Annotated in this window: 27 protein-coding genes and 1 riboswitch; of the genes, 16 read left to right on the top strand and 11 right to left on the bottom strand. The window is 72.0% G+C overall.

Features of this window, described 5'->3' with window-relative positions; all coding sequences use genetic code 11:
* Positions 1 to 9: 9 nt before the first annotated feature.
* Positions 10 to 579 carry a TerD family protein gene (locus tag HOO61_RS21255; protein ID WP_172261627.1) on the bottom strand — a complete coding sequence of 190 codons (570 nt, stop codon included), beginning with the start codon at positions 577 to 579 and terminating at the stop codon, positions 10 to 12.
* Positions 580 to 636: 57 nt separating this feature from the next.
* Here HOO61_RS21255 and HOO61_RS21250 point away from each other — a divergent pair, with 57 nt between their 5' ends.
* Positions 637 to 1,137 (top strand): GNAT family N-acetyltransferase, encoded by a 501-nt coding sequence (locus HOO61_RS21250; protein WP_172261625.1) that lies wholly within the window; start codon positions 637 to 639, stop codon positions 1,135 to 1,137.
* On the opposite strand, the gene HOO61_RS21245 is transcribed toward HOO61_RS21250, so the two are convergent.
* The 4 genes from HOO61_RS21245 to HOO61_RS21230 all read right to left on the bottom strand — a co-directional run bounded on the left by HOO61_RS21245 (position 1,128) and on the right by HOO61_RS21230 (position 3,751).
* Positions 1,128 to 2,000: a cobalamin-binding protein gene (locus HOO61_RS21245; RefSeq protein ID WP_172261623.1), complete on the bottom strand. Its 873-nt coding sequence runs from the start codon at positions 1,998 to 2,000 to the stop codon at positions 1,128 to 1,130. The two genes, HOO61_RS21250 and HOO61_RS21245, sit on opposite strands and share 10 nt — an antisense overlap.
* A gap of 9 nt (positions 2,001 to 2,009) precedes the next feature.
* A complete protein-coding gene (locus HOO61_RS21240) occupies positions 2,010 to 2,339 on the bottom strand; it encodes a putative immunity protein (protein ID WP_172261621.1) in 330 nt (109 codons plus the stop codon).
* Positions 2,340 to 2,348: 9 nt separating this feature from the next.
* Entirely contained in the window at positions 2,349 to 3,053 is a 705-nt protein-coding gene (locus HOO61_RS21235; RefSeq protein ID WP_172261619.1) for an excalibur calcium-binding domain-containing protein, read from the bottom strand.
* Positions 3,054 to 3,145: 92 nt separating this feature from the next.
* Positions 3,146 to 3,751, bottom strand: coding sequence for an MSMEG_6728 family protein (locus tag HOO61_RS21230; RefSeq protein WP_172261617.1), 606 nt, complete (start codon positions 3,749 to 3,751; stop codon positions 3,146 to 3,148).
* Between the two features lie 85 nt (positions 3,752 to 3,836).
* Here HOO61_RS21230 and HOO61_RS21225 point away from each other — a divergent pair, with 85 nt between their 5' ends.
* A complete protein-coding gene (locus HOO61_RS21225; RefSeq protein ID WP_172261615.1) occupies positions 3,837 to 4,256 on the top strand; it encodes an HIT family protein in 420 nt (139 codons plus the stop codon).
* Between the two features lie 3 nt (positions 4,257 to 4,259).
* Here the strand turns inward: HOO61_RS21225 and HOO61_RS21220 are convergent, their stop codons facing one another.
* Positions 4,260 to 5,312 carry a phosphatase PAP2 family protein gene (locus tag HOO61_RS21220; protein ID WP_172261613.1) on the bottom strand — a complete coding sequence of 351 codons (1,053 nt, stop codon included), beginning with the start codon at positions 5,310 to 5,312 and terminating at the stop codon, positions 4,260 to 4,262.
* A gap of 134 nt (positions 5,313 to 5,446) precedes the next feature.
* On the opposite strand from HOO61_RS21220, the gene HOO61_RS21215 reads away from it, so the two are divergent.
* The 3 genes from HOO61_RS21215 to HOO61_RS21205 all read left to right on the top strand — a co-directional run bounded on the left by HOO61_RS21215 (position 5,447) and on the right by HOO61_RS21205 (position 8,200).
* On the top strand, positions 5,447 to 6,214 hold the full coding sequence (locus tag HOO61_RS21215) for an SDR family NAD(P)-dependent oxidoreductase (RefSeq protein WP_172261611.1): 768 nt from the start codon (positions 5,447 to 5,449) through the stop codon (positions 6,212 to 6,214).
* Positions 6,215 to 6,324: 110 nt separating this feature from the next.
* Positions 6,325 to 6,529: riboswitch (cyclic di-AMP (ydaO/yuaA leader) on the top strand.
* Positions 6,530 to 6,532: 3 nt separating this feature from the next.
* The gene (locus HOO61_RS21210) at positions 6,533 to 7,084 is read left to right on the top strand and encodes a C40 family peptidase (protein ID WP_172261609.1); all 552 of its coding nucleotides are present in this window, start codon (positions 6,533 to 6,535) and stop codon (positions 7,082 to 7,084) included.
* Positions 7,085 to 7,180: 96 nt separating this feature from the next.
* On the top strand, positions 7,181 to 8,200 hold the full coding sequence (locus HOO61_RS21205) for a DUF3048 domain-containing protein (RefSeq protein ID WP_172261607.1): 1,020 nt from the start codon (positions 7,181 to 7,183) through the stop codon (positions 8,198 to 8,200).
* On the opposite strand, the gene HOO61_RS21200 is transcribed toward HOO61_RS21205, so the two are convergent.
* A complete protein-coding gene (locus HOO61_RS21200) occupies positions 8,184 to 8,846 on the bottom strand; it encodes a TetR/AcrR family transcriptional regulator (RefSeq protein WP_172261605.1) in 663 nt (220 codons plus the stop codon). The two genes, HOO61_RS21205 and HOO61_RS21200, sit on opposite strands and share 17 nt — an antisense overlap.
* Before the next feature lie 86 nt (positions 8,847 to 8,932).
* Between HOO61_RS21200 and HOO61_RS21195 the strand changes: the two genes are divergently transcribed.
* From HOO61_RS21195 to HOO61_RS21180, 4 genes are all read left to right on the top strand, one after another.
* Positions 8,933 to 9,487, top strand: a complete 555-nt coding sequence (locus tag HOO61_RS21195) for a YqgE/AlgH family protein (protein WP_172261603.1) — start codon at positions 8,933 to 8,935, stop codon at positions 9,485 to 9,487.
* 85 nt (positions 9,488 to 9,572) lie between these two features.
* A complete protein-coding gene (locus HOO61_RS21190; RefSeq protein ID WP_172261601.1) occupies positions 9,573 to 9,866 on the top strand; it encodes a DUF3039 domain-containing protein in 294 nt (97 codons plus the stop codon).
* A gap of 20 nt (positions 9,867 to 9,886) precedes the next feature.
* Complete coding sequence (locus HOO61_RS21185) at positions 9,887 to 11,641, top strand: DEAD/DEAH box helicase (protein ID WP_216659187.1); 1,755 nt, start codon at positions 9,887 to 9,889, stop codon at positions 11,639 to 11,641.
* 52 nt (positions 11,642 to 11,693) lie between these two features.
* Positions 11,694 to 12,329, top strand: a complete 636-nt coding sequence (locus HOO61_RS21180; protein ID WP_172261597.1) for a helix-turn-helix domain-containing protein — start codon at positions 11,694 to 11,696, stop codon at positions 12,327 to 12,329.
* A gap of 4 nt (positions 12,330 to 12,333) precedes the next feature.
* On the opposite strand, the gene HOO61_RS21175 is transcribed toward HOO61_RS21180, so the two are convergent.
* Positions 12,334 to 12,813: a helix-turn-helix domain-containing protein gene (locus HOO61_RS21175; RefSeq protein ID WP_172261595.1), complete on the bottom strand. Its 480-nt coding sequence runs from the start codon at positions 12,811 to 12,813 to the stop codon at positions 12,334 to 12,336.
* A 55-nt stretch (positions 12,814 to 12,868) separates the two neighbouring features.
* Here HOO61_RS21175 and HOO61_RS21170 point away from each other — a divergent pair, with 55 nt between their 5' ends.
* Positions 12,869 to 13,381: a PaaI family thioesterase gene (locus tag HOO61_RS21170; protein WP_172261593.1), complete on the top strand. Its 513-nt coding sequence runs from the start codon at positions 12,869 to 12,871 to the stop codon at positions 13,379 to 13,381.
* Positions 13,382 to 13,412: 31 nt separating this feature from the next.
* On the opposite strand, the gene HOO61_RS21165 is transcribed toward HOO61_RS21170, so the two are convergent.
* Positions 13,413 to 14,306, bottom strand: coding sequence for a hypothetical protein (locus HOO61_RS21165; RefSeq protein WP_172261591.1), 894 nt, complete (start codon positions 14,304 to 14,306; stop codon positions 13,413 to 13,415).
* 92 nt (positions 14,307 to 14,398) lie between these two features.
* A complete protein-coding gene (locus HOO61_RS21160) occupies positions 14,399 to 14,887 on the bottom strand; it encodes an Lrp/AsnC family transcriptional regulator (RefSeq protein WP_172261589.1) in 489 nt (162 codons plus the stop codon).
* A gap of 81 nt (positions 14,888 to 14,968) precedes the next feature.
* Between HOO61_RS21160 and hppD the strand changes: the two genes are divergently transcribed.
* From hppD to HOO61_RS21140, 4 genes are all read left to right on the top strand, one after another.
* Positions 14,969 to 16,201, top strand: a complete 1,233-nt coding sequence (gene hppD, locus HOO61_RS21155; protein ID WP_172261587.1) for a 4-hydroxyphenylpyruvate dioxygenase — start codon at positions 14,969 to 14,971, stop codon at positions 16,199 to 16,201.
* Between the two features lie 237 nt (positions 16,202 to 16,438).
* Complete coding sequence (locus HOO61_RS21150) at positions 16,439 to 17,071, top strand: DUF2975 domain-containing protein (protein ID WP_172261585.1); 633 nt, start codon at positions 16,439 to 16,441, stop codon at positions 17,069 to 17,071.
* Positions 17,071 to 17,319 carry a helix-turn-helix transcriptional regulator gene (locus tag HOO61_RS24660; RefSeq protein ID WP_172261583.1) on the top strand — a complete coding sequence of 83 codons (249 nt, stop codon included), beginning with the start codon at positions 17,071 to 17,073 and terminating at the stop codon, positions 17,317 to 17,319. Before HOO61_RS21150 ends, HOO61_RS24660 begins: the two co-directional genes overlap by 1 nt.
* Positions 17,320 to 17,331: 12 nt before the next feature.
* A complete protein-coding gene (locus tag HOO61_RS21140) occupies positions 17,332 to 18,129 on the top strand; it encodes a hypothetical protein (RefSeq protein ID WP_172261581.1) in 798 nt (265 codons plus the stop codon).
* 10 nt (positions 18,130 to 18,139) lie between these two features.
* Here HOO61_RS21140 and HOO61_RS21135 read toward each other — a convergent pair whose 3' ends face one another.
* On the bottom strand, positions 18,140 to 18,742 hold the full coding sequence (locus tag HOO61_RS21135) for a LysE/ArgO family amino acid transporter (RefSeq protein ID WP_172261579.1): 603 nt from the start codon (positions 18,740 to 18,742) through the stop codon (positions 18,140 to 18,142).
* A gap of 72 nt (positions 18,743 to 18,814) precedes the next feature.
* On the opposite strand from HOO61_RS21135, the gene HOO61_RS21130 reads away from it, so the two are divergent.
* Positions 18,815 to 19,726 carry a LysR family transcriptional regulator ArgP gene (locus HOO61_RS21130; RefSeq protein WP_172261577.1) on the top strand — a complete coding sequence of 304 codons (912 nt, stop codon included), beginning with the start codon at positions 18,815 to 18,817 and terminating at the stop codon, positions 19,724 to 19,726.
* Positions 19,727 to 19,847: 121 nt separating this feature from the next.
* The gene (locus HOO61_RS21125; RefSeq protein ID WP_172261575.1) at positions 19,848 to 20,654 is read left to right on the top strand and encodes a hypothetical protein; all 807 of its coding nucleotides are present in this window, start codon (positions 19,848 to 19,850) and stop codon (positions 20,652 to 20,654) included.
* Positions 20,655 to 20,673: the final 19 nt, after the last annotated feature.

Raw genomic sequence — 20,673 nt, 5'->3', positions numbered from 1 at the left:
GGGCAGGTGTCAGCGGACGAAGGGCACGAGCGCCTCGATCGAGTCCGTCGGCGTCTTCAGCGCGATGCCGGTCCCGATCGTGCGGAGCGTCCAGACCTCTCCGTCGCGGAAGAGCTTGGCCATGACGAGCCCCGTCTCGCGGACCCCGAGCGTCAGGGTGTAGCGGGCGAGCTCGGTGCCGTCGTGGTCGACGAGACGGCAGTAGGCGTTGCGGACGAACTCCAGCGAGTGGCCCTGGTAGCTGCTGACCATGAACAGGATCGAGTCGACCCGCGGGTAGACCCGGCCGAGGTCCACGGTGATCACCTCGTCGTCGCCCGCGCCCTTGCCGGTGGTGTTGTCGCCCAGGTGCACCACGGAGCCGTCCCGGGTGGCGAGGTGGTTGAAGAACGCCAGGTCGAAGAACTGCTCGCCGGCGAACTGCACGGCCGAGGCGTCGAGGTCGATCGGCGGTGCTCCGCTGCCCAGGAACCCGGCCGTGGGGGAGTGGTCCCAGCCGACCGCCATCTGCACGGTGGTCAGGCTCGACCCGTCGTCGGCGGTGAGCGCGAGCTCCTGTCCCTGCGTCAGCTCGATCACGGGTCGCTCCTCCGGTGGATGACGTTTCGAATGTAGCGGTGGGTGCACACTGCGCGCATGCGCCCTGATCTCGTCGACCCCGCCATGATCCGCATCGCGCCGCTGACGAGGGAGCACGCGGAGGACCTGGCCACGTGGCGCTACGACGCGCCGTACGACGTCTACGACCTCGCCGGTGCCGACCCCGCCGAGCTGCTCGACCCCGCCCTCGGGTTCCACGCGGTGCTCGCGGGGGAGCGGCTGATCGGCTTCCGTTCCTTCGGGCCGGACGGGCAGGTGCCGGGCTGGGAGTACGACGACTCGGCGCTCGACACCGGTGGCGGGCTCCGACCCTCGCTCACGGGGCAGGGACTCGGGCGCGCGGTCATCAGGGCAGGGCTCGACTTCGGCCGGACCACCTTCGCGCCGGCGGCGTTCCGGGTGACGGTGGCGTCGTTCAACGCCCGCGCGCGGCGCGCCGTGGAGTCCCTGGGCTTCGAGAGGGTCGGCTCGTTCGCGGCGCTGCGGGACGGCCGGGAGTTCGAGGTCCTGGTGCGCGCTGAGCGTCCTCAGACCTGACGGCAGTGGTCCGACGGCGTCACCGCGTCCGGGTGCAGGATCCCCGCCAGCACCTCGACGCCGTCGACGAGCCGCGGGCCGGGGCGGGCGAAGTGACCGTCGGCGTCGACGGCCCACACCGGCACGCCCGGGAACCGGTCGCGCACGGCCTCGGCCAACGTCGTACTGCCCTCGAGGTCGAAGCCGCACGGCGCGCACACCACGACGTCGGGCCGTGAGGCCACCGCCTCCTCCCACGTGATGCGGCCCGAGCGGGTGCCGGCGACGCCGAGGGCCGGTTCGCCCCCGGCGCGGGTGACCATCTCGGGGATCCAGTGCCCGGGCGCGAAGGGCGGGTCCGTCCACTCCAGCACGAGCACGCGGGGCCGCTGGAGCCCGGCGACCCGGTCGGCGACCGTCGCCAGCCGCTCCTCGAGGCCCGCCACCACCGCGGCCGCCTGCTCGTCCTTGCCGGTGAGGCGCCCGACCTCGGTGATCGATGCCAGCACGTCGTCGAGGGAGTGCGGGTCGAGGGTCGCCACCTCGGCGCGACACCCCAGGTGGCCGAGCGCCTCGTCGACGGTGTCGACGTCGACCGCACAGACGGCGCACAGGTCCTGGGTGACCACGAGGTCGGCGTCGAGCGCGGAAAGGGCGCCGGCATCGAGCCGGTAGAGGTCCTCACCCGCCGTCATCGCGGCGGCCACGAAGTCGTCGATCTCCTGGGGTGCGAGGCCCTCCGGCATCGCCGAGGTCGACACCACGCGCCGCCCGCGGGCGGCCGGCGGGTGGTCGCACTCGAAGGTCACCCCGACGACGTCGTCACCCGCCCCCACGGCGAACAGGATCTCCGTGGCGGAGGGGATCAGCGAGACGATGCGCATCCGGCGAGCCTAGACGTCGAACACGTTCCAGCAGATCGTGTTGCGTCGGCCCTGGTCCTCCAGCACCAGGTCGCGCACCTCGACCGGCAGGCGGTCGCGCTGCCACCGGCACTCGGCACGTCGTACGCCGTCCGCCTGCTCGGCAGGGGCGGCGGCGACGGCTGCCTTGATGGCGTACGCCGCCGCGCCCAGGTCGTGCTCGGAGGCCTCGAAGAGGGGCAGCACGTGCTCCGCGCACGCGGCCGCCCACAGCGCGAGCCGGTGGTGGTCCTCGTCGGTCAGCGTGCCGCCGCGCCTGACGGTGACCAGGCGCGGGTCACGGACGGCGGGCAGGATCATGCACCAGGCTTACCAGCAGCGCTTCCACGCACCGCGCACGTGGTTGCGGGCGTGGCCGATGGCGCGGACGTACTCGCGGTGCCGTGCGACGGGCGTGCCGCCGAAGACGTAGGGCCGGGTGTAGCCGTCCCAGGCCTGCCGGAAGGACAGGTCGCCGTAGCCGCCCTGGCGTGCGACGTAGCGCAGCAACCGGCCGTAGCGATCCTTCGCGGCCTGGGTCCGGTCGGACACGAGGTGCACGGTCGACCCGACCGGCGCGAGGCGACGGAGGTTCGCAGTCGCGTCGTCGGCGCCGCAGCGGCCCCGCTCCGGCGTGTCGATGCCGAGCATGCGGACCGAGACGTGTGCCCCGCCACGCAGGCGGACGCGGAGGGTGTCGCCGTCGGTGACGCGGACGACGTTGCCCGTCTCGCGGTAGGTCACCGAGCCCTGCTGGTTCTGGGTGGTGCCGGTGTTGGCGAACTGCTGCGGCGAGGTGTTGCCGCGACCGATGCACGGGCACGGGTTGGACTCGCACGCGACGCCGTCCCCGTCGTCGTCGAGCCGGTGCGGGTCGCCCGCTCCGGCCTGCAGGTAGAAGTTCTGGGCCGCGGCCTGGCTGGCGAAGTCGCCGCAGTCGCGGTCGACGACGGCGGACGCCGGCGCCTGGACCGAGACGCCGAGGCCGAGGGCGACGATGGCGAGCGCGACCGCACGGACGAGCTGGTGGTGCATGTGTTCCCCCACGGAATCAGATGTGCTGACACTGAAGCCTCACACCGACGGGGCTCGGGCGTGGGTGGAACAGGCCAAGTCCCACGTGCGGGCTACGTCTCCCGTCGCGTCTGCCACCCCTTCCGCGCGGCGCGGCTGCGGCGGCGGCGGGCCCGCTCGGCCTCCTCGAGGAGGCGTTCGGCGGCGCGCTGCTCTCGCCGTACGGCGTTCTCCGCGCGACGACGTTCGGCCTCGACGACGGCGGGCGAGCGGACCGGCCACACGTAGGGCAGGTCGTCGGGCACCTCGGGGAACTGCGGGCGGTAGAACTCGGGATCCTTGCGGACCAGAGCGGACTGGTGGCTGCGGTGCAGGTCGGCGTCGCCGAACCACGGCGGCAGCGCGCCGGCTTCCGCGAGGTCGGCCTGCGTGCGGACCGTCGTGACACCCGCCGCGGCGAGGTCGGCCGCGATCGTGGCGGCGCAGGTGTCGCCGAATCCCGACTCGACCCAGACCTCGCAGCACACGAAGCCGTAGCGCCCGAGCGCCTCCTCGTAGCCCTTCCACATCAGGGCTGCCGGGTGGTTGGCCCAGCCGTAGTCGGCGACGGTGAGGGCGCGCACCACCTGGATCGTCTCGACACGCTGCTTCCCGAGCCGTTTCTGGTCGAGTGCGCGCGCCGACGCCTCGAAGTCCGGGTGGGGGAGGAACGTCTGCACGCCGTCGAGGCTAGGCACGCGGCCGGTGCTCACGCCCCACCCCGACGGTCGGTGCCCCACCCGACGGCGTGGCACCATCCGTGACGTGGACGGATGCGTGTTCTGCCAGATCATCGCCGGCGACCTGCCCGGTCACCTCGTGCTGGAGACCGACGACCTGGTGGCGTTCCTCGACACCCGGCCGCTCTTCAAGGGGCACGTGCTGCTCGTGCCGCGCACGCACCTGGAGACCCTGCCGGACCTCCCCGCCGGGCAGCGCGACGGGTTCCTCGCCGCCGCCCAGCTCCTGGCGACCGCGGTCAAGGACGCGCTCGGCGCCCAGGGGTCCTTCCTGGCGGTCAACAACACGGTCAGCCAGTCCGTCCCGCACCTTCACCTCCACGTGGTGCCGCGCACGAAGGGCGACGGACTCCGCGGGTTCTTCTGGCCGCGCACGAAGTACGCCGACGGCGAGGCGGCGGCGTACGCCGAGAAGCTGCGGGACGCGCTCGCGTCCCAGCTGTGATGGCTAGCCTGCCACCTGCTCGTCCTCGCGCGCCCGGGCCTCGCGCAGCGACCAGGTGCGGTCCCGCCGCCGGAGCGGGTGGCCGGTGGTCCAGGCCGCGAGGACGAGGGCCAGCGTGCCGACGACCACCCCGCCGAGCACGTCGACGAAGAAGTGCCACCCCAGGTAGACCGTGGACAGGCAGGTCAGCCCGGCGAAGACCCATCCGGACAGGCGCACCCACCGGGGCAGCCGCAGCAGCTCGGCGACCAGGCAGGTGGTGATCGTGATGGCCACGTGCAGCGACGCGAAGGCCGCGACCGTCTGCACCGCTCGCGTGTCCCAGGCGTCGGCGAGCACCGCGATGCGGTCGCGCAGCAGCAGCTCCTGCACCGAGGTGTTGAAGGTGCGCGGCAGCCCGGCGAACTCCTCGGGGCGCGAGTAGACCGGCCCGAGGGACGGCACCAGGTAGTAGACCGCGACGCCGAGCAGCCAGTTGTAGGTCACCGCCGTGACGTAGAGGGCGCCCGTGATCGAGCGCCGGGTCCACACCAGGGCGATCGCGAGGGCCGCCGGGACCAGCCCGATCCACAGCACGTAGACCCCGGACAGCAGCCAGGCGGCCCACCCCGTGCCGAGCACCTCGTGGAGGACGCCGGCCGGGTCGTGGCCCAGCCACAGCAGCCGGTCGAGCCGCGCCAGCTCGGTGTCCCAGAGGCGGTCGTTGACGAACGGCAGGTAGCCCTTCAGGTTGCGGAACGCGACGTAGGAGACGTACCAGGCCACGAGCCCGCTGGCGGTGAACCACACCTGCTCCCGGGTCCACCGCTCGCGCAGCACGGTGCGAAACGCCTGCCAGGCACCGGAGCCTGGCGTCGCGCGGACGTACGCCGTCCAGCGTGCGACCAGGTCGAGGAGCACCGCGGCCAGGACGATGAGCGGCAACCGCACCCAGGTCGGGACGGAGACCCCGTCGGGGTCGCGCACCGGCAGGTGGTGGGCAGCAGCGACCACCCACGTCACCACCGCCATCGCGACGGCGACGCCCATGGCGCCACGGAAATGCCCCCGTCCCATGCTGGAACGCTAGGCCACCCGGGGCGTCCGCGCGAGCGCACTGCACGGGATCTCCACAAGTCGGGTGATTCCCCTCCGGCCCCACGCACTACCCTCACCGGGCAAGACGTCACCGAGCCTGAGGAGTCATCGCAATGGGTCGATTCGACCGCCGCGTCGCCGTCATCACCGGAGCAGCGCGAGGCATCGGCTTCGGCATCGCGCAGCGCCTCGCGAGCGAGGGTGCCTCGATCGCGATCCTCGACCTCGACGAGGCCGCCGCCCAGGAGGCGGCCGGCCGGCTCGAGCTGGCCGAGGGCGCCCGCGCCGTCGGGATCGGCTGCGACGTCGTCGACGCGGCCGCCGCCGAGGCCGCCCTGCAGCGGGTGGTCGACGAGCTCGGCGGCATCCACGTGCTCGTCAACAACGCCGGCATCACCCGCGACAACCTGCTCTTCAAGATGACCGAGGAGGACTGGGACCTGGTGATGAACGTCCACCTCAAGGGCGTCTTCAACATGACCAAGGCGGCGCAGTCGCGCTTCGTGGAGCAGAAGTACGGCAAGATCCTCAACCTCTCCAGCGTGTCAGCGCTGGGCAACCGTGGCCAGGCCAACTACTCCGCGGCCAAGATGGGCATCCAGGGCCTCACCCGCACGCTCGGCATCGAGCTCGGCCCCTTCGGCATCACCGCCAACGCGATCGCGCCCGGCTTCATCGTCACGGAGATGACCGACGCCACCGCGCGCCGCCTCAAGCTCGAGCCCGAGGAGCTGCAGCGGCTCAACGCCGAGGCGACGCCCGTGCGGCGCGTCGGCCAGCCCGAGGACATCGCCGCGGCCGCGGCGTTCCTGTGCAGCGACGAGGCGTCGTTCATCACCGGTCAGACGCTGTACGTCGACGGCGGGCGCAAGCTCGGCTGAGCCCGCCCCGGGCGTGATCCCGGCCACGGTCCCACGCTCGGGACCGTGGCCGGTTTTGCGTGTCCGCCGGGTCGTCTGTCACCTTGGATGGCGGTCGAGAGACCCAACCGTCCCGGACTACGCCGAGTCCTGCCCGGCCGGGACGACCCCCGAGACACACCGGGGCAGGAGTGGGGGACCCACAGGTTCCACCGCCGGTCGACGACCGGCTCGGGGCGAAGCCGCCCAGCTCTCAGAAGCATCACGGGAGCACGGTGGCAGGGCACTTTCCAGCCCTAGCCCGACAGCTCACCTCACAGGCGTGGGAAAGGAACAACCATGCCTGCGACCCTTCGCATCGTGCGAGCCGCCGCGCTCGCCTTCGCCGGGCTCGGCCTCACCGCAACGACGATGAGCGCCCTGCCTGCCGACGCCGCCCCCAGCGGCAGCACGTCCGACACCACCTCCGCCACGACCACCACGCAGAAGAAGGCGCCGGTCAGCGCCAAGCGCCGGGTGGCCAATCGCGTGCTCACCGCACGCAACATCGCCATGGCCCAGCGCGGCGACGCCTACGCGTACGGCGCCGCCGGCCCGGCGAGCTTCGACTGCTCCGGCCTGATCCGCTACGCCTACAGTCGAGCGGGCATCGCCGTGCCGCGCACCTCGAGCGCCCAGGCTGGCGCGGCCCGTCGCATCGCGAAGAAGGACCTGCGTCCCGGCGACCTGATGTTCTTCAGCAGCGGCAGCGGGGTCTACCACGCCGCGATCTTCCTGCGCTGGTCGAACGGGCACGCGCTGATGGTGCACTCGCCGCGGCCCGGCTCGCGCGTGCACGTCGCCGCCCCGTGGACCTCCGCGTGGTTCGCCGGGACCCTCCGCCGCGCCTGAGTCTGATCTACCCTGTGGCGCGCCTTCCCCGATCGGGGGAGGCGCGCCTCCAGACTTTTCCTTGGCTCGACACCCCCGCTCGATCGGAGTTCCCCCGTGCGTCACCGTCGTCACCCCTCGTCCCGCGCGATCGCCACCTTGGCGGCGGCCACGCTGCTCCTCGCCGGTTGCAGCGGCGGCGACGACGACCCGGCCCCGAGCGCTTCTGCCTCCTCCGAGCCGACCGCGTCCGAGACGACCGAGGAGCCGCCGGAGCCGACGTACTGGCCCCTGACCGGGCTCGAGCGCAAGGGTGACGCCCCGAAGCACCCGGTCGTCGTCACCAAGGTGGACAACACCTCGTCCAGCGCCCCTCAGGTGGGTCTGGGCTCGGCGGACCTCGTCGTGGAGGAGCTCGTCGAGGGCGGCTACACGCGTCTCGCGGCGTTCTACTACTCCAAGGTGCCCGCCAGCATCGGCCCCGTCCGCTCGATGCGCGCCAGCGACATCGGGATCGTGCCCGAGGGCGCGACCGTCGTGACCAGCGGCGCGGCACCCGTCACGATCCAGCGCGTCAACGGCGCGGGCATCCCCTGGATCACCGAGGGCGACGCCGGTGTCTACCGCGAGACCTCGCGCTCGGCCCCGTACAACCTCTTCGCCCGGCTCGGTGACATCGCCAAGGGCCTCGAGGCCGAGGAGGAGCCGCCGGCCTACCTGCCGTGGGGCGACGCCGCCGACCTGCCCAAGGGCGCCAAGGCCAGCACGCTCACCGCGGACTTCGGTGCGCACTCGACGAGCTGGCAGTTCCAGAAGGGCGGCTACGTCAACACCGACTCCTACGCCGCCCAGGGTGACCAGTTCCCCGCCGACTCCGTGCTCGTGCTGCGCGTCAGGGTCGGCGACGCCGGCTACCGCGACCCGGCGGGCTACCCCGTCCCGGAGACCAAGTTCGAGGGGAAGGGCGCGGCGCTGCTCTTCCACGGCGGTCGCGTCGTGAAGGGCACGTGGAGCAAGGACGGTCTCAAGGGCGACATCGAGCTCTCGACCAAGGGCGGCGACCTCACCGTGCCCGCCGGGCGTGTGTGGGTCGAGCTCGTCCCGGCCGTCAACGGCAACGTCACCTTCGCGAAGTAGTCCCCACGTCGAGCGCCGCGGCGCCCTCCCCGAGCAGGCCCCTGAGGCCGGCCAGGATGACGCCGATGGCCACGTCGACCCGCGCGGCGGCCGCGGCCGGGTCGTCGCTGACCGCGACCGAGCCGCCCGCGGCCGACGTCGCACCGAAGAAGATGCGGGTGAAGGTGTCGAGCATCGCGTCGTCGAGCCCGGTGCCGTCGCGGAGGGGTTCCTCCGCCGTCAGCACCGAGCGCACGATCTCGTCGACGATGGCGTACGTCGAACGCTCCTCCTGCTCGCGGTAGCGCTCGTGGCCGAGCACCGACGGTCCGTCGGAGACCACGACCTGGCGGTAGCCCGGCTCCTGGACCGCGGCGAGGAAGGCCCGCAACCCGGCCTGCGCCTTGTCCCACGGGTCCTGGTGTCCCTCGATCGCCTGTGCGATGCCCGACGTGGCCCGCGACTGCACGCGCTCGAAGGCGGCCTCGAAGATCGCCCGCTTGCCGCTGAAGTGGTGGTAGAGCGCGCCCTTGGTGACGTCGGCCCCAGCGACGATCGCGTCGAGCGACGTGGCGGCGTAGCCGTGCTGCGTGAACAGCTGTTCCGCCACGTCGACGAGTCCCCGCCGGGTCGCGTCGGGCCAGCGCTGCCGGCGGCGGTTCTCCATGGCTCGCAGCCTAGGTGACCCCGGGGCTCCCGCGGGGTCGTCGCGAGGGTGGTGTGCCGCGACCCGAGGTCGGCCATAGTGGGTGCATGCAGCTCGCATCGGGGATGTTGCTGGTGGCGACGCCGGCACTGCAGGACCCCAACTTCGCCGACACGGTCGTGCTGCTGCTCGACGTCACGGAGGAGGGCGCGCTGGGCGTCATCCTCAACCGCCCCTCGCAGATCATGGTCGCCGACGTCCTCGAACCGTGGCGCGACGTGGTCGCCGAGCCCGAGGTGCTGTTCCGCGGCGGGCCGGTGGGCACCGACGGTGCCCTCGCCGTCGGTGCGCTGCGTGACCCGCAGGACCCACCCGTGGGCTGGCGCCCGGTCGCCGGCCTGCTGGGCATGGTCGACCTCGACACCCCGACCGAGCTCGTCGACGGCACGCTCAGCGCCATGCGGGTGTTCGCGGGCTACGCCGGCTGGGGTGCGGGTCAGCTCGACGGCGAGGTCGAGGAGGGCAGCTGGTACGTCGTCACCAGCGAGGCCGCCGACGCCTTCCGTGACGACCCGAGCGAGCTGTGGCGTGACGTGATGCGGCGCCAGCCCGGCATGCTCGCCTGGCACGTGAATCGCCCCTTCGACCCCGACCTCAACTGACATCCGCGTTGACAGGCAGCGCCCTCATCGCTCGCCCTGCTCGCGACGGCCGATCGTTGAGGCCGATGCCTTAGGCTTGCCCATCATGAGCACCATCGGATTCTCCCCGGGCACCCAGACGATCGAAGAGCGTCAGACCGTCCCGACGGACGAGGGTGACCACGAGCGGTTCTCGCACTACGTGCCCAAGGACAAGCTCACCGAGGCGATGGTCATGGGCACTCCTGTGATCGCGCTGTGCGGCAAGGTGTGGGTGCCCTCGCGCGCTCCGGAGAAGTACCCGGTCTGCCCGGAGTGCAAGGAGATCTGGGACTCGATGAAGTCGGGCGACAAGCCCGGTGGCGGGTCCGGTTCGGACGGCTCGGGTTCCGAGGCGTGACGGGGCGGCCTGACGCGCCGCTGCCCCCCGCGTGGCCCGACCGGGCCGCTTGGGGCACTGCGCCCTCGCTCCGCGCCTGGCAGCAGGCGGCGATGGACACCTACCAGTCCCGCCAGCCGCGCGACTTCCTCGCGGTGGCGACGCCCGGCGCCGGGAAGACGACGTTCGCGCTGACCGTGGCGGCCGACCTGCTGAGCCGCCGGGTCGTCGACCGGATCACCGTCGTCGCGCCCACCGAGCACCTCAAGACCCAGTGGGCGGAGGCGGCCGCGCGCGCCGGCATCCCGATCGACCCGACCTACTCGGCCGGCAAGGGGCGCACCTCCGACGACTACGTCGGCATCGCCGTCACCTACGCCGGCGTCGCGGTCAACCCGCTGGCGATGCGGATCCGCACCGAGCGCTTCAAGACGCTGGTCATCCTCGACGAGATCCACCACGCCGGCGACGCGCTGTCGTGGGGAGAGGGTGTGCGCGAGTCGTTCGACCCGGCCACCCGCCGGCTCGCGCTGACCGGCACGCCGTTCCGCTCCGACATCAACCCCATCCCGTTCGTGAGCTATGCGCCCGGCGACGACGGCATCCCGACGTCGGCGGCCGACTACACCTACGGCTACGCCCACGCGCTCGCCGACCACGTCGTGCGACCGGTCCTCTTCATGGCCTACTCCGGCGAGATGCAGTGGCGCACGCGCGCCGGCGACGAGGTCGTCGCCCGGCTGGGGGAGCCGCTCACCAAGGACATGCACGCCCAGGCGCTGCGTACGGCCCTCGACCCCCGCGGGTCGTGGATCCCGGCGGTGCTGCAGGCGGCGGACAGGCGTCTGTCGGAGGTACGCCGTCACGTGCCCGACGCCGGCGGTCTGGTGATCGCCGGTGACCAGGAGACCGCGCGGGCCTACGCCGCCCTGCTGAAGAAGATCAGCGGCGAGTCACCCACGGTGGTGCTCTCGGACGAGAAGGGCTCCTCGAAGAAGATCGAGAAGTTCACCCACTCCGAGGACCGCTGGATGGTCGCGGTCCGGATGGTGTCCGAGGGCGTCGACGTGCCGCGCCTCGCGGTCGGCGTGTGGGCGACCACCGTGTCGACCCCGCTCTTCTTCGCCCAGGCCGTCGGCCGCTTCGTGCGTGCTCGGTCGCGCGGCGAGACCGCGTCGGTGTTCCTGCCGTCGGTCCCGCACCTGCTGGAGTTCGCCTCCGACATGGAGGCCCAGCGCGACCACGTGCTCGGGCGCCGCGTGCAGGACGAGGACGACATCTTCGCCGCCGAGGAGGGGCTCCTCGCCGCGGCCAACGCCGAGGACGGCGCCTCCGAGGACCTCGAGATGTCGTGGGAGGCGCTGGGGTCCACCGCCTCCTTCGACCACGTGCTCTACGAGGGCGCCCAGTTCGGCCACTCCGGTGAGGTGGTCTCCGGCTCCGAGGAGGAGATGGACTTCCTCGGCATCCCCGGTCTCCTCGAGCCCGACCAGGTGCGCGAGCTCCTGCACTCGCGACAGAGCGAGCGCGCCCGCAAGCAGAAGGCGGAGGGCGTGGGCGACCGGGTCGTGGACTCGGTGCAGGAGCTCAGCACGCACCAGCAGCTCGGGGTGCTCCGGCGCGAGCTCAACGGCCTCGTCGCCGCCTGGCACCACCGCACCGGGCAGGCGCACGGCATCACCCACAACGCGCTCCGCAAGGAGTGCGGCGGCCCGCCGGCCGCAGTGGCGAACGCCGAGCAGCTGCACGAGCGGATCAACCGGATCCGCGAGTGGGCCGTGCGCAAGACCTCCTGAGCGCTCGACTGCCCTCGTCCGGCTGGCACCGCTCGGCTGTCATAGTGGCCCTGTGCCCGCCGAGACCTCGCAGACGCTCGACCGCGGCCTCCGGGCGCTCCGCGTGCTGGCGGAGAGCCCGGAGGGGCTGACGGTCACCGAGCTGTCGCACCGGCTCGAGGTCAACCGCACGGTCGTCTACCGGCTGATCAGCACCCTCGAGCAGCACGGGCTGGTGCGGCGCGACGCGCGGTCCCGGCTCTTTGTGGGCCTCGGCGTGCTCCACCTGGCCAGCGGGGTGCAGCCGCTGCTGCGCGACCTCGCCCTGCCGGTGCTGCGGCGCCTCGCGGAGTCGCTCGGGTCGACCGCCCACCTCACGGTGGCCGACGGCGAGGAGGCGCTCGCGCTGGCGGTCGTCGAGCCGTCGTGGACCGACTTCCACGTGTCCTACCGGGTCGGTGCCCGGCACCCGCTGACGCAGGGCGCGGCGGGCAAGGCCATCGGGCTGGTCGACGTGGACGAGGCGGCGTACGCCGTCACGAGCGGCGAGCTCCAGACCGGCGCCCGCGGTCTCGCCGCGCCCGTGCGGGGCGTGGACGGGCTGCGCGCCAGCGTGGGCATCGTGACGCTCGACGGAGCGATCGACGAGGACGTCGTCGCGCCGCAGGTCATCGCTGCCGCGGCCGAGGTCGCCGCGCGGCTGCGCTGAGGGTTCAGGCGAACGGCTTGATCCCCGGGCCGGGTCGGGTGGCTACGTCGCGGCGCCCGGTCACCTCGTGGCCCTCCGCGCAGCGCAGGACCAGACCGACCTCGGCCCCGCACCCCACGTGCTCGAACTCGACGGGCGAGCCCTCGGGGTCGGCGAGGTAGCGATCGCCCCACGCCCGCACGGCGACGAGCACGGGGTAGAGGTCGAAGCCCTTGTCGGTCGGGCGGTACTCGTGGCGCTCGCGCTGGCCCGGCTCCCGGTAGGGCTCGCGCCGCAGGATCCCCGCCTCGACGAGCAACGCCAGCCGGTCGGTGAGCACCTGGCGCGGGATGCCCGAGTGGCGGCGCATGTCGTCGAAGCGGCGCACGCCGTTGAAGACCTCGCGCAGCACGACCATGGTCCACCGCTCACCGAGGACCTCCATCGTCCGGCCGACCGTGCAGTTGTCGGTCGACCACTGCAGGGCGACGGGGGAGGTGCTCATGCCCGCAGCCTAGGTCTCGTTGACAGACTCAGCAACCGGGTGCGAGGCTGGGTCCATGACGCAGACCCAGTTCACGACCGAGAGCCGGACCTTCACCTGGGCCTCGCCCGGCCAGGCCGACCTGGCGCGCCCCCTGGAGCTCGACGGCCTCCAGCAGCTCGAGGCGATGCGCGACGGCGAGCTGCCGCACCCGCCGATCATGGACACGCTCGGCTTCACCGACCTGCGTCCCGAACCGGGCCGCGTGGTCGTCGAGATGCCGGCCGCGTCCTTCCACTACAACCCGCTGGGCAGCGTCCACGGCGGCGTGATCTCGACGCTGCTCGACACCGCCGCCGCGTGCGCGGTGCACACGACGCTCGCGGTCGGTGAGCTCTACACCTCGGTCGACCTGACGGTGAAGTTCCTGCGGCCGGTCACGGTGGACTCCGGGCTGCTCACCTGCGAGGGCACCGTCATCCAGCGGGGACGACGTACGGCGCTGGCACAGGCGCAGCTGAGCGACGAGTCCGGCCGGCTCGTGGCCCACGCGACCTCCACCTGCCTGATCATGCGGGCGGGGGACTGAGCCCCCGCCCACACGGATCAGCGTTCGCCGCTCAGCGGCAGGTGACCTCCACCCGGTAGGTGATGTCGGCGCCGGCCCGCCAGACGGCGACATCCACCTCGACGCGGTAGAGGCCGTCCTTGCCGGCTCGGACGTTCTCGCCCCGGGCCCCGCGCACCTTGCTGATGCGGCACCCGTCCTGGTCCCCGACGGTCACGATGTGCGTGCCGGGCTCGACCGCCTCGATGTGGGCCTCGCGGAAGGCCAGCAGCTCGGGCGCGTACTCCGAGTACTTCACGTTGGACGCGCCGTTGGTGTCGGTCCAGTAGGCCGCCATGCCCAGCATGGCCACACCGTTCTTCCAGAAGCGGGCGTCGATCTCGACGGTCGCGTCCTCGAGGACCTTGAAGTTGTCGGTCTTGCTCTGGGACGGCACGAAGCAGTGCTTGTTGCCGGACCCCGTGCAGTCGTAGGACCCGACGGGGGTGACCCAGACCTTGTAGACGCCACCCGGGTTGGGGGTGGTGTCGTAGGGGAACAGCTGCACAGTCGCGCCGTCGTCCTCCCCGTCTATGCCGGTGTCGTGCTCGCAGCCGCCGCTCGGGACGACGTCCTGGATGACGCCTCCCAGCACGGTGAACTGGCGGCACTCGATCTCGTCCGAGGACAGGAGCGTCTTCCCGCTCGGGTCCGTGACCTGGAAGTAGTAGGTGCCGTCGGGCAGCCCGGCTGCGTCGTCGGGCGCGTTCGTGCCCGGACCGCCGTTGAGGTAGACCGCCTCCTTGCTCGGGTAGTGGTTGAGGTTGACCGGCTCGCCGCTGGAGTCGGACGTGAAGATCGCGCCGCTCACGGGAGCGGGGTCGGGGACGGCCGAGGACGGCTGGCCGGCCACGACGACGGCGGCCAGCGTCACGAGTGCGGCCGCGAGACGAGATGATCGGAACATGACACTCCTCAAGGGGGGATGAGTGTGACCGAGATGTCGCACGAGCTTTCGACGCTAGGTCGGCCGGTCCCCGGAGGCATCGCCACAATCAGTCAAACCTGGTCGAGTCCGCCGGTCGCCGCGCGTGCCAGCGGCACGACCCGGTAGGGGATCTGGGTCGCGAGGGCGATCACGGTGGTCGAGCGGTCGATCCCCGGCTCGGTGAGGACGAGGTCGATGACGCGCTGCAGGTCGGCGTTGGACCGCGCGACGACGCGGGCCCACATGTCGCCGGCGCCGGTGATCGTGTAGGCCTCGAGCACCTCGGGGATGCCAGCGAGGTGGGCGGCGACCGCGTCGTGGCCGCCGCGGTCGGCCGAGCCCTGGCGGATCTCGAGGGTGAGGAAGGCGGTCACGGGGTAGCCGATCGCCTCGGGGGAGAGGTCCGGGCCCCACCCGGTGATGACCCCGGCCGCGGCCAGCTTGTCGAGCCGTGCCTGCACCGTGCCCCGCGCGATGCCGAGCCGTCGGCTGGCCTCCAGTACGCCCAGGCGCGGCTCGCTGGCGAACAGGTCGATCATCTTGCCGTCGATCTCGTCCACGGGCGCTCCTCGACTGGACACATTGCGCAACGTTTCGGCGTACTGTTGCACATTGTGCCGCGACTCGGCAGGGTTCGCCCCATGACGACTGACATCGCCTCGACCGGTGGCGCCCTGACCGTGGACGAGATGAAGGCCGACCTCTCCCTCGAGCAGCTGCGGCAGCTCGTCGGCCTCGTGGAGTACGACGCCGACGCCGACCCGTTCCCGGTGACCGGGTGGGACGCGATCTGCTTCGTGGTGGGCAACGCCACGCAGGCCGCCCACTACTACGCCTCGGCGTGGGGGATGGACCTCATCGCCTACTCGGGACCCGAGAACGGCAACCGCGACCACAAGTCGTACGTCCTCAAGTCCGGCTCCATCAAGTTCGTGCTCAGCGGTGCCGTCGCGCCCGACAGCGACCTGATCGCCCACCACGCCAAGCACGGCGACGGGGTCGTCGACATCGCCCTCGAGGTGCCCGACGTCGACCAGTGCATCGCGCAGGCCCGCAAGGCCGGCGCCACGGTCCTCGTGGAGCCGGACACCGTGGAGGACGAGCACGGCAAGGTCCGCGTCGCAGCCATCGCGACCTACGGCGAGACCCGCCACACGCTGGTGCAGCGCACCGTCGACGGCGAGGCCTACGCCGGCCCCTACCTTCCCGGCTACCAGGCCGTCGAGCCGCGCTGGGAGAAGAAGGCCGACCAGCCCAAGAGGCTGTTCCAGGCCCTCGACCACATCGTCGGCAACGTCGAGCTCGGCCGGATGGACGAGTGGGTCACCTTCTACAACAAGGTGATGGGCTTCGTGAACATGGCCGAGTTCATCGGTGACGACATCGCCACCGACTACTCCGCGCTCATGTCGAAGGTCGTCGCCAACGGCAACCACCGCGTGAAGTTCCCGCTCAACGAGCCGGCGATCGCGAAGAAGAAGTCGCAGATCGACGAGTACCTCGAGTTCTACAACGGCCCCGGCGCGCAGCACCTCGCCCTGGCGACCGGCGACATCCTCGCCACCGTCGACGCCCTGCGGTCCAACGGCGTGGAGTTCCTCAACACCCCGGACTCCTACTACGAGGACCCCGAGCTGCGGGCGCGCATCGGCGAGGTGCGCGTGCCGATCGAGGAGCTGCAGAAGCGCGGCATCCTCGTCGACCGCGACGAGGACGGCTACCTGCTGCAGATCTTCACCAAGCCGCTCGGCGACCGGCCCACGGTGTTCTTCGAGCTGATCGAGCGCCACGGCTCGCTCGGCTTCGGCAAGGGCAACTTCAAGGCGCTCTTCGAGGCCATCGAGCGCGAGCAGGACGCCCGCGGCAACCTCTGACGCACCCAGCCCACCCGCCGAGCGGTGGGTGAGGCATGTCTTCGAGCCCGGAAACGTGTCCTGCTCACCGCTCGGTGCATGTCCGGACGTGTCGCGGTGAGTGAGGCAGGTCTGCGGCCCCGGAACCTGTCTCACTCACCGCTCGGGGGTCGCCGACGCCCGAACGTTGACGTATCGAAAAGCGATGCCCTATCGTTTCTCGACACCATCGTCTTTCGATATGTCAGGGGGACCGTCATGGACGGCAAGCGCGGCAACGACCCGCTCAGGGTGCTCGAGGTGCTCGTCGGTCTGGTGGTGACGGTCATGGCGGTCCTCGCCGTCGCGACGCTCGCCGGTACGGCGTGGGGGAGCGGCGCGGTTCCGGGGCTGGACGCCGAGGTCTGCGCGAGCGGCTCGGGCGACGCGCCGGCCTTCCGGAAGGGCGACGGCGACACCGCCGGCCCGGTCGGGCTCGGCGAGGGCATCACCTGGCGGGTGGAGGAGGTGCAGATCTGCGACCCGGAGCCGGACGGCGCCACCCGCGCGCTCGGCGGTGCCGGACTGGTCGTGTGGGTCGGGGGGCCGATGGTCTTCTTCGTGATGCTGTGGCGCTTCCTGCGCCGGGCCCGGCGCGACGGGGTCTTCGCGGACCGGGTGCCCGGCGAGCTGCGGACCCTCGGACGCATCCTGATCGCCTGGGCGGCGCTCGACTTCGTGGCCTCGGGCTGGATCAACGCGGGCCTGCTCAACCGGATGACCGACAGCACGCTCATCCTCACCGCCACGGTCCCGTGGCTGCCGGTGCTCCTCGGCATCGCCCTGCTGGCACTCGCCAGGGTGATGGGGCAGGCGGTGGGGATGCGCCGCGACGTGGAGGCCACCATCTGATGGCCCGCCGCAGGCCGGGCGAGCAGGTGCCGGAGGCCGACGAAGCGCACGGTGTCACGGTCCACCTCGACGAGGTGCTCGCCGAGCGAGGGATGACGCTGACCGAGCTCGCCGACCACGTCGGTGTCACCGTGGTCAACCTCAGCGTCCTGAAGAACGGTCGAGCGAAGGCGGTGCGGTTCAGCACCCTGACCGGGATCTGCCGGGCGCTCGACTGCCAGCCGGGAGACATCCTGCGGGTGGACTGAGAGGCTGGGGCCATGATGATCCGACCGGCCGAGCTGGCCGCGATCAGGGCCGGCACCATCGACCTCGCCTTCCGCCGTTGGGCGAAGCCACGCGTCGTCGTCGGCACCCGGATGCGCACCGGAGTCGGGGTGATCGAGGTGACGAGCCTCGAGCAGGTGAGCGTGTCGAGCCTGCGCGCCGAGGACGCGCGCCGGGCCGGGGCCCCGTCCCTGGCGGCGCTCAAGGAGGCGCTGGCGGCGCGCTCGGACGACCCCGCCTGGCGGATCGGGCTGGCGTACGCAGGTCCCGACCCGCGCGAGGCACTGCGTGCGGCCGTGCCCGACCCCGAGGAGATCGCGACGATCAACGCCCGGCTCGACCGCCTCGACGCGGCCTCGTCGTACGGCGCCTGGACGCGCGAGACGCTCGACCTGATCGACCGGAACCCGACGGTGCGTGCTCCCGACCTCGCCGCCCGGGTGGGACGCGAGACCGCGGACTTCAAGACGGACGTGCGCAAGCTCAAGGAGCTCGGCCTCACCGAGTCCCTCGCGATCGGCTACCTGCTCTCGCCGCGTGGCGAGGCGGTCGTCGATGCCGCCCTCCCGTCGCCGCGCGAGCGGGCGCCCCGGGAGTCCGGCACGCCGCTGCCGAGGAACATCGGCGCGCCGGCGACGCGGGCCCTGCGGGCGGTCGGGGTCACGACGCTCGAGCAGGTCGCGACCCGCTCGAGCGCAGAGCTCGCGGCGATGCACGGCGTCGGGCCGATGGCGATCACCCGCCTGCGCGAGTCGCTGGCCGAGCAGGGGCTGGCCCTGGCCGGGGAGTGACCGCGCGGGCTCAGTGGACGAGCAGCCCCACGCCGAGGGTGCCCATCACGACGGCGATCGCGGAGTCGAGCACGCGCCAGGCCCGGGGGCGGGCGAACAGGCCGCGCAGCAGCCGCGCGCCGTAGCCCAGCCCGAAGAACCACAGCAGGCTGGCGACGAGGGTGCCGCCCAGGAACCACCAGCGGTCGGTCCCGAAGCTGTTGGCGACGGTGCCCAGCATCAGCACCGCGTCGAGGTAGAAATGCGGGTTGAGCCAGGTCAGGGCCAGCGTCAGCAGCACCGCGCGGCCGGGCGTCAGGGCCGCCGTCGCCTCGCCCGCCTCCAGGGCCGCCGGGCGCCACGCGCGCATCGCAGCGTGGACGCCGAAGGCGATGAGGTAGAGGCCGCCGAGCACCTGGGCCACCGGCAGGACCGCCGGCCACCGCTCCAGCACGACCCCCAGGCCGGCCACCCCGGCGGTGATCGCGACGACGTCCGAGACCAGGCACGTCAGCACGATCGGCAGGACGTGCTGGCCGCGGATCCCCTGTCGGAGGAGGAAGGCGTTCTGCGCGCCGATGGCGACGATGAGGGCGAGTCCGGTGAGCAGACCGGTGAGAGCAACCTGGAACATGAGGACAACGCTAGGTCGCGTGTGGGATTCAATCCAGCGAACTATTCTGACGAATCATTAGGATGTCTAAGTATGAAAGACATCACCCAGCTCGACCCTGTGGCCCTGCGCACACTGGCGGTCGCGGTGCGGCTCGGCACCTTCGAGGCGGCCGCCCGCGAGCTGCACGTCACCCCGTCCGCGGTGAGCCAGCGCATCAAGGCGCTCGAGACCCGGATCGGCCGCGTCCTGCTGCACCGGGTCAAGCCGTTGGAGCCCACCGAGGCCGGTCTGGTGCTGGTGCGGCTGGCCACCCAGACCGAGCTGCTGGAGCGAGAGGCCGTCGCCGAGCTCGTCGAGGAGGCCGACGCCGGCGGGACGTCGTACGCCTCGCTGCCGATCGCGGTCAACGCCGACGCGCTCTACGGCTGGTTCGTCGACGCGCTCGCCGAGGTGCAGTCGCGGCACCGCGTGGTCTTCGAGGTCGTGCGCGAGGACCACACGCGCACCGCGGAGCGGCTGCGTCGCGGGGAGGTCGTGGCGGCGATCACCGGTGAGCCCACGCCCGTGCCGGGATGTCGCGTCGTGCGCCTGGGCCGGCTCCGGTACGCCGCCGTCGCCACGCGTGACTTCCACGCGGCCCACTTCGCCGACGGTGTCGGGTCCGCCACGCTGGGGGAGGCGCCCATCGTGGCCTTCGACCGCAGCGACTCGCTCCAGCACGACTTCATCCGGCGGGTGACCCGCCGCCACCTCGCGCCCCCGGTGACCTACGTGCCGTCGGTGCGCGAGTTCGACCGGGCGATCCGGGTGGGCATGGGGTGGGGCCTGCTGCCCGAGTCCGACGTCGTCGACGAGCTCGACCGGGGCGAGCTGGTCGAGCTCGTCGAGGGCCGCCGGCCCGAGGTGCCGCTGTTCTGGCAGCACTGGCGGCTCGGGTCGGCACTGGTCGACGACGTCACCGAAGCGGTCGTGGGCGCGGCCCGCGGCTGGATGTCCGGCTGAGCGGGTCCCCCGCGGCCACGGACAAGATGTCGTGATTTGCCTGACAGCCCCGGGAGCCGGACCTAGGCTCCCGAGCGAGATCGAGCACGGAGCTCGTCACGACCTGATCGGGGAACCCCCAGTGGCACGTCGTCGAAGCGCATCGTGGGCCGCAGCGCTCAGTGCCGGTCTGGCGCTGACCCTCAGCGCGTGCGGAGGATCCGGTGAGGCCGCAGCGACCAAGGGCGACGACTTCCTCCTGGAGGGCGAGCAGCTCGAGGCGATCGACAGCCAGGTCGCCAAGATGGGCATCGTGGAGTGGCACGGCCAGCTGCTCACCAAGAACCCGGACAACGGCGGCAAGCGCATCTTCGACCTCGACGGCCGCTACAGCCCGTCCACGGGCTACAGCGAGCTGTCGATGGACTCCGCGATCGACGGCAACGTGCAGCAGGTCGACTACCTCGTCGTCGCCGGACGCACCTACTTCAACAGCGATGTGTGGGGCCCCAACGCCGCCAACTGCTGGGCCGACATCACCGAGGACGAGTCGCGCAGCTGGGCGCTGCCGACCGACCTCGACCCGACCTGGCCCGTCGCCGCGGCACGCGCGGTCCGGCTGGCAGGCGACGGCGTCGCCGTCGGCGTGCCGGCCAAGGCCGTGCTCACCGGGATGCCGCGAGGACTCTTCCCGACCGTTCCCGCAGCGCTCGACGGCGTCGAGGCCCGGGCGGTCGTCACCCCGCACGGGCACCTGGTCGAGGTCGGCGTCGACGTCCTCAACATGTGGAACGCCCTCCCCGAGGAGGAGCTCGCCGCCATCGAGACCCGCAAGGCGGGCTGGTGGGCGATGACCATGAAGGAGTCGCAGGACGGCTCGAGCATCACCCCGCCCCAGCACGTCTTCGACCCCGCCGTGACCCCGCCCAGCCAGTGCAAGCGGGGCTGAGCCGCCACACGCAGGGCCA

It is taken from the genome of Nocardioides sp. zg-1230 (assembly GCF_013155335.1).
Classification (GTDB): Bacteria; Actinomycetota; Actinomycetes; order Propionibacteriales; family Nocardioidaceae; genus Nocardioides.
Note: the sequence above shows the minus strand (reverse complement) of the source record. Positions and strands in the feature narration are given on the sequence as shown.

What these genes read in the sequence shown, in the direction of transcription:
- HOO61_RS21250 (WP_172261625.1), top strand. Translation starts at nt 637, where the DNA reads ATGCGCCCTGATCTCGTCGACCCCGCCATGATCCGCATCGCGCCGCTG.
- HOO61_RS21175 (WP_172261595.1), bottom strand. Translation starts at nt 12,813, where the DNA reads ATGAGCACCTCCCCCGTCGCCCTGCAGTGGTCGACCGACAACTGCACG.
- HOO61_RS21195 (WP_172261603.1), top strand. Translation starts at nt 8,933, where the DNA reads ATGCAGCTCGCATCGGGGATGTTGCTGGTGGCGACGCCGGCACTGCAG.
- HOO61_RS21170 (WP_172261593.1), top strand. Translation starts at nt 12,869, where the DNA reads ATGACGCAGACCCAGTTCACGACCGAGAGCCGGACCTTCACCTGGGCC.
- HOO61_RS24660 (WP_172261583.1), top strand. Translation starts at nt 17,071, where the DNA reads ATGGCCCGCCGCAGGCCGGGCGAGCAGGTGCCGGAGGCCGACGAAGCG.
- HOO61_RS21150 (WP_172261585.1), top strand. Translation starts at nt 16,439, where the DNA reads ATGGACGGCAAGCGCGGCAACGACCCGCTCAGGGTGCTCGAGGTGCTC.
- HOO61_RS21165 (WP_172261591.1), bottom strand. Translation starts at nt 14,306, where the DNA reads ATGTTCCGATCATCTCGTCTCGCGGCCGCACTCGTGACGCTGGCCGCC.
- HOO61_RS21130 (WP_172261577.1), top strand. Translation starts at nt 18,815, where the DNA reads ATGAAAGACATCACCCAGCTCGACCCTGTGGCCCTGCGCACACTGGCG.
- HOO61_RS21240 (WP_172261621.1), bottom strand. Translation starts at nt 2,339, where the DNA reads ATGATCCTGCCCGCCGTCCGTGACCCGCGCCTGGTCACCGTCAGGCGC.
- HOO61_RS21220 (WP_172261613.1), bottom strand. Translation starts at nt 5,312, where the DNA reads ATGGGACGGGGGCATTTCCGTGGCGCCATGGGCGTCGCCGTCGCGATG.
- HOO61_RS21235 (WP_172261619.1), bottom strand. Translation starts at nt 3,053, where the DNA reads ATGCACCACCAGCTCGTCCGTGCGGTCGCGCTCGCCATCGTCGCCCTC.
- hppD (WP_172261587.1), top strand. Translation starts at nt 14,969, where the DNA reads ATGACGACTGACATCGCCTCGACCGGTGGCGCCCTGACCGTGGACGAG.
- HOO61_RS21200 (WP_172261605.1), bottom strand. Translation starts at nt 8,846, where the DNA reads ATGGAGAACCGCCGCCGGCAGCGCTGGCCCGACGCGACCCGGCGGGGA.
- HOO61_RS21210 (WP_172261609.1), top strand. Translation starts at nt 6,533, where the DNA reads ATGCCTGCGACCCTTCGCATCGTGCGAGCCGCCGCGCTCGCCTTCGCC.
- HOO61_RS21135 (WP_172261579.1), bottom strand. Translation starts at nt 18,742, where the DNA reads ATGTTCCAGGTTGCTCTCACCGGTCTGCTCACCGGACTCGCCCTCATC.
- HOO61_RS21245 (WP_172261623.1), bottom strand. Translation starts at nt 2,000, where the DNA reads ATGCGCATCGTCTCGCTGATCCCCTCCGCCACGGAGATCCTGTTCGCC.
- HOO61_RS21190 (WP_172261601.1), top strand. Translation starts at nt 9,573, where the DNA reads ATGAGCACCATCGGATTCTCCCCGGGCACCCAGACGATCGAAGAGCGT.
- HOO61_RS21215 (WP_172261611.1), top strand. Translation starts at nt 5,447, where the DNA reads ATGGGTCGATTCGACCGCCGCGTCGCCGTCATCACCGGAGCAGCGCGA.
- HOO61_RS21140 (WP_172261581.1), top strand. Translation starts at nt 17,332, where the DNA reads ATGATGATCCGACCGGCCGAGCTGGCCGCGATCAGGGCCGGCACCATC.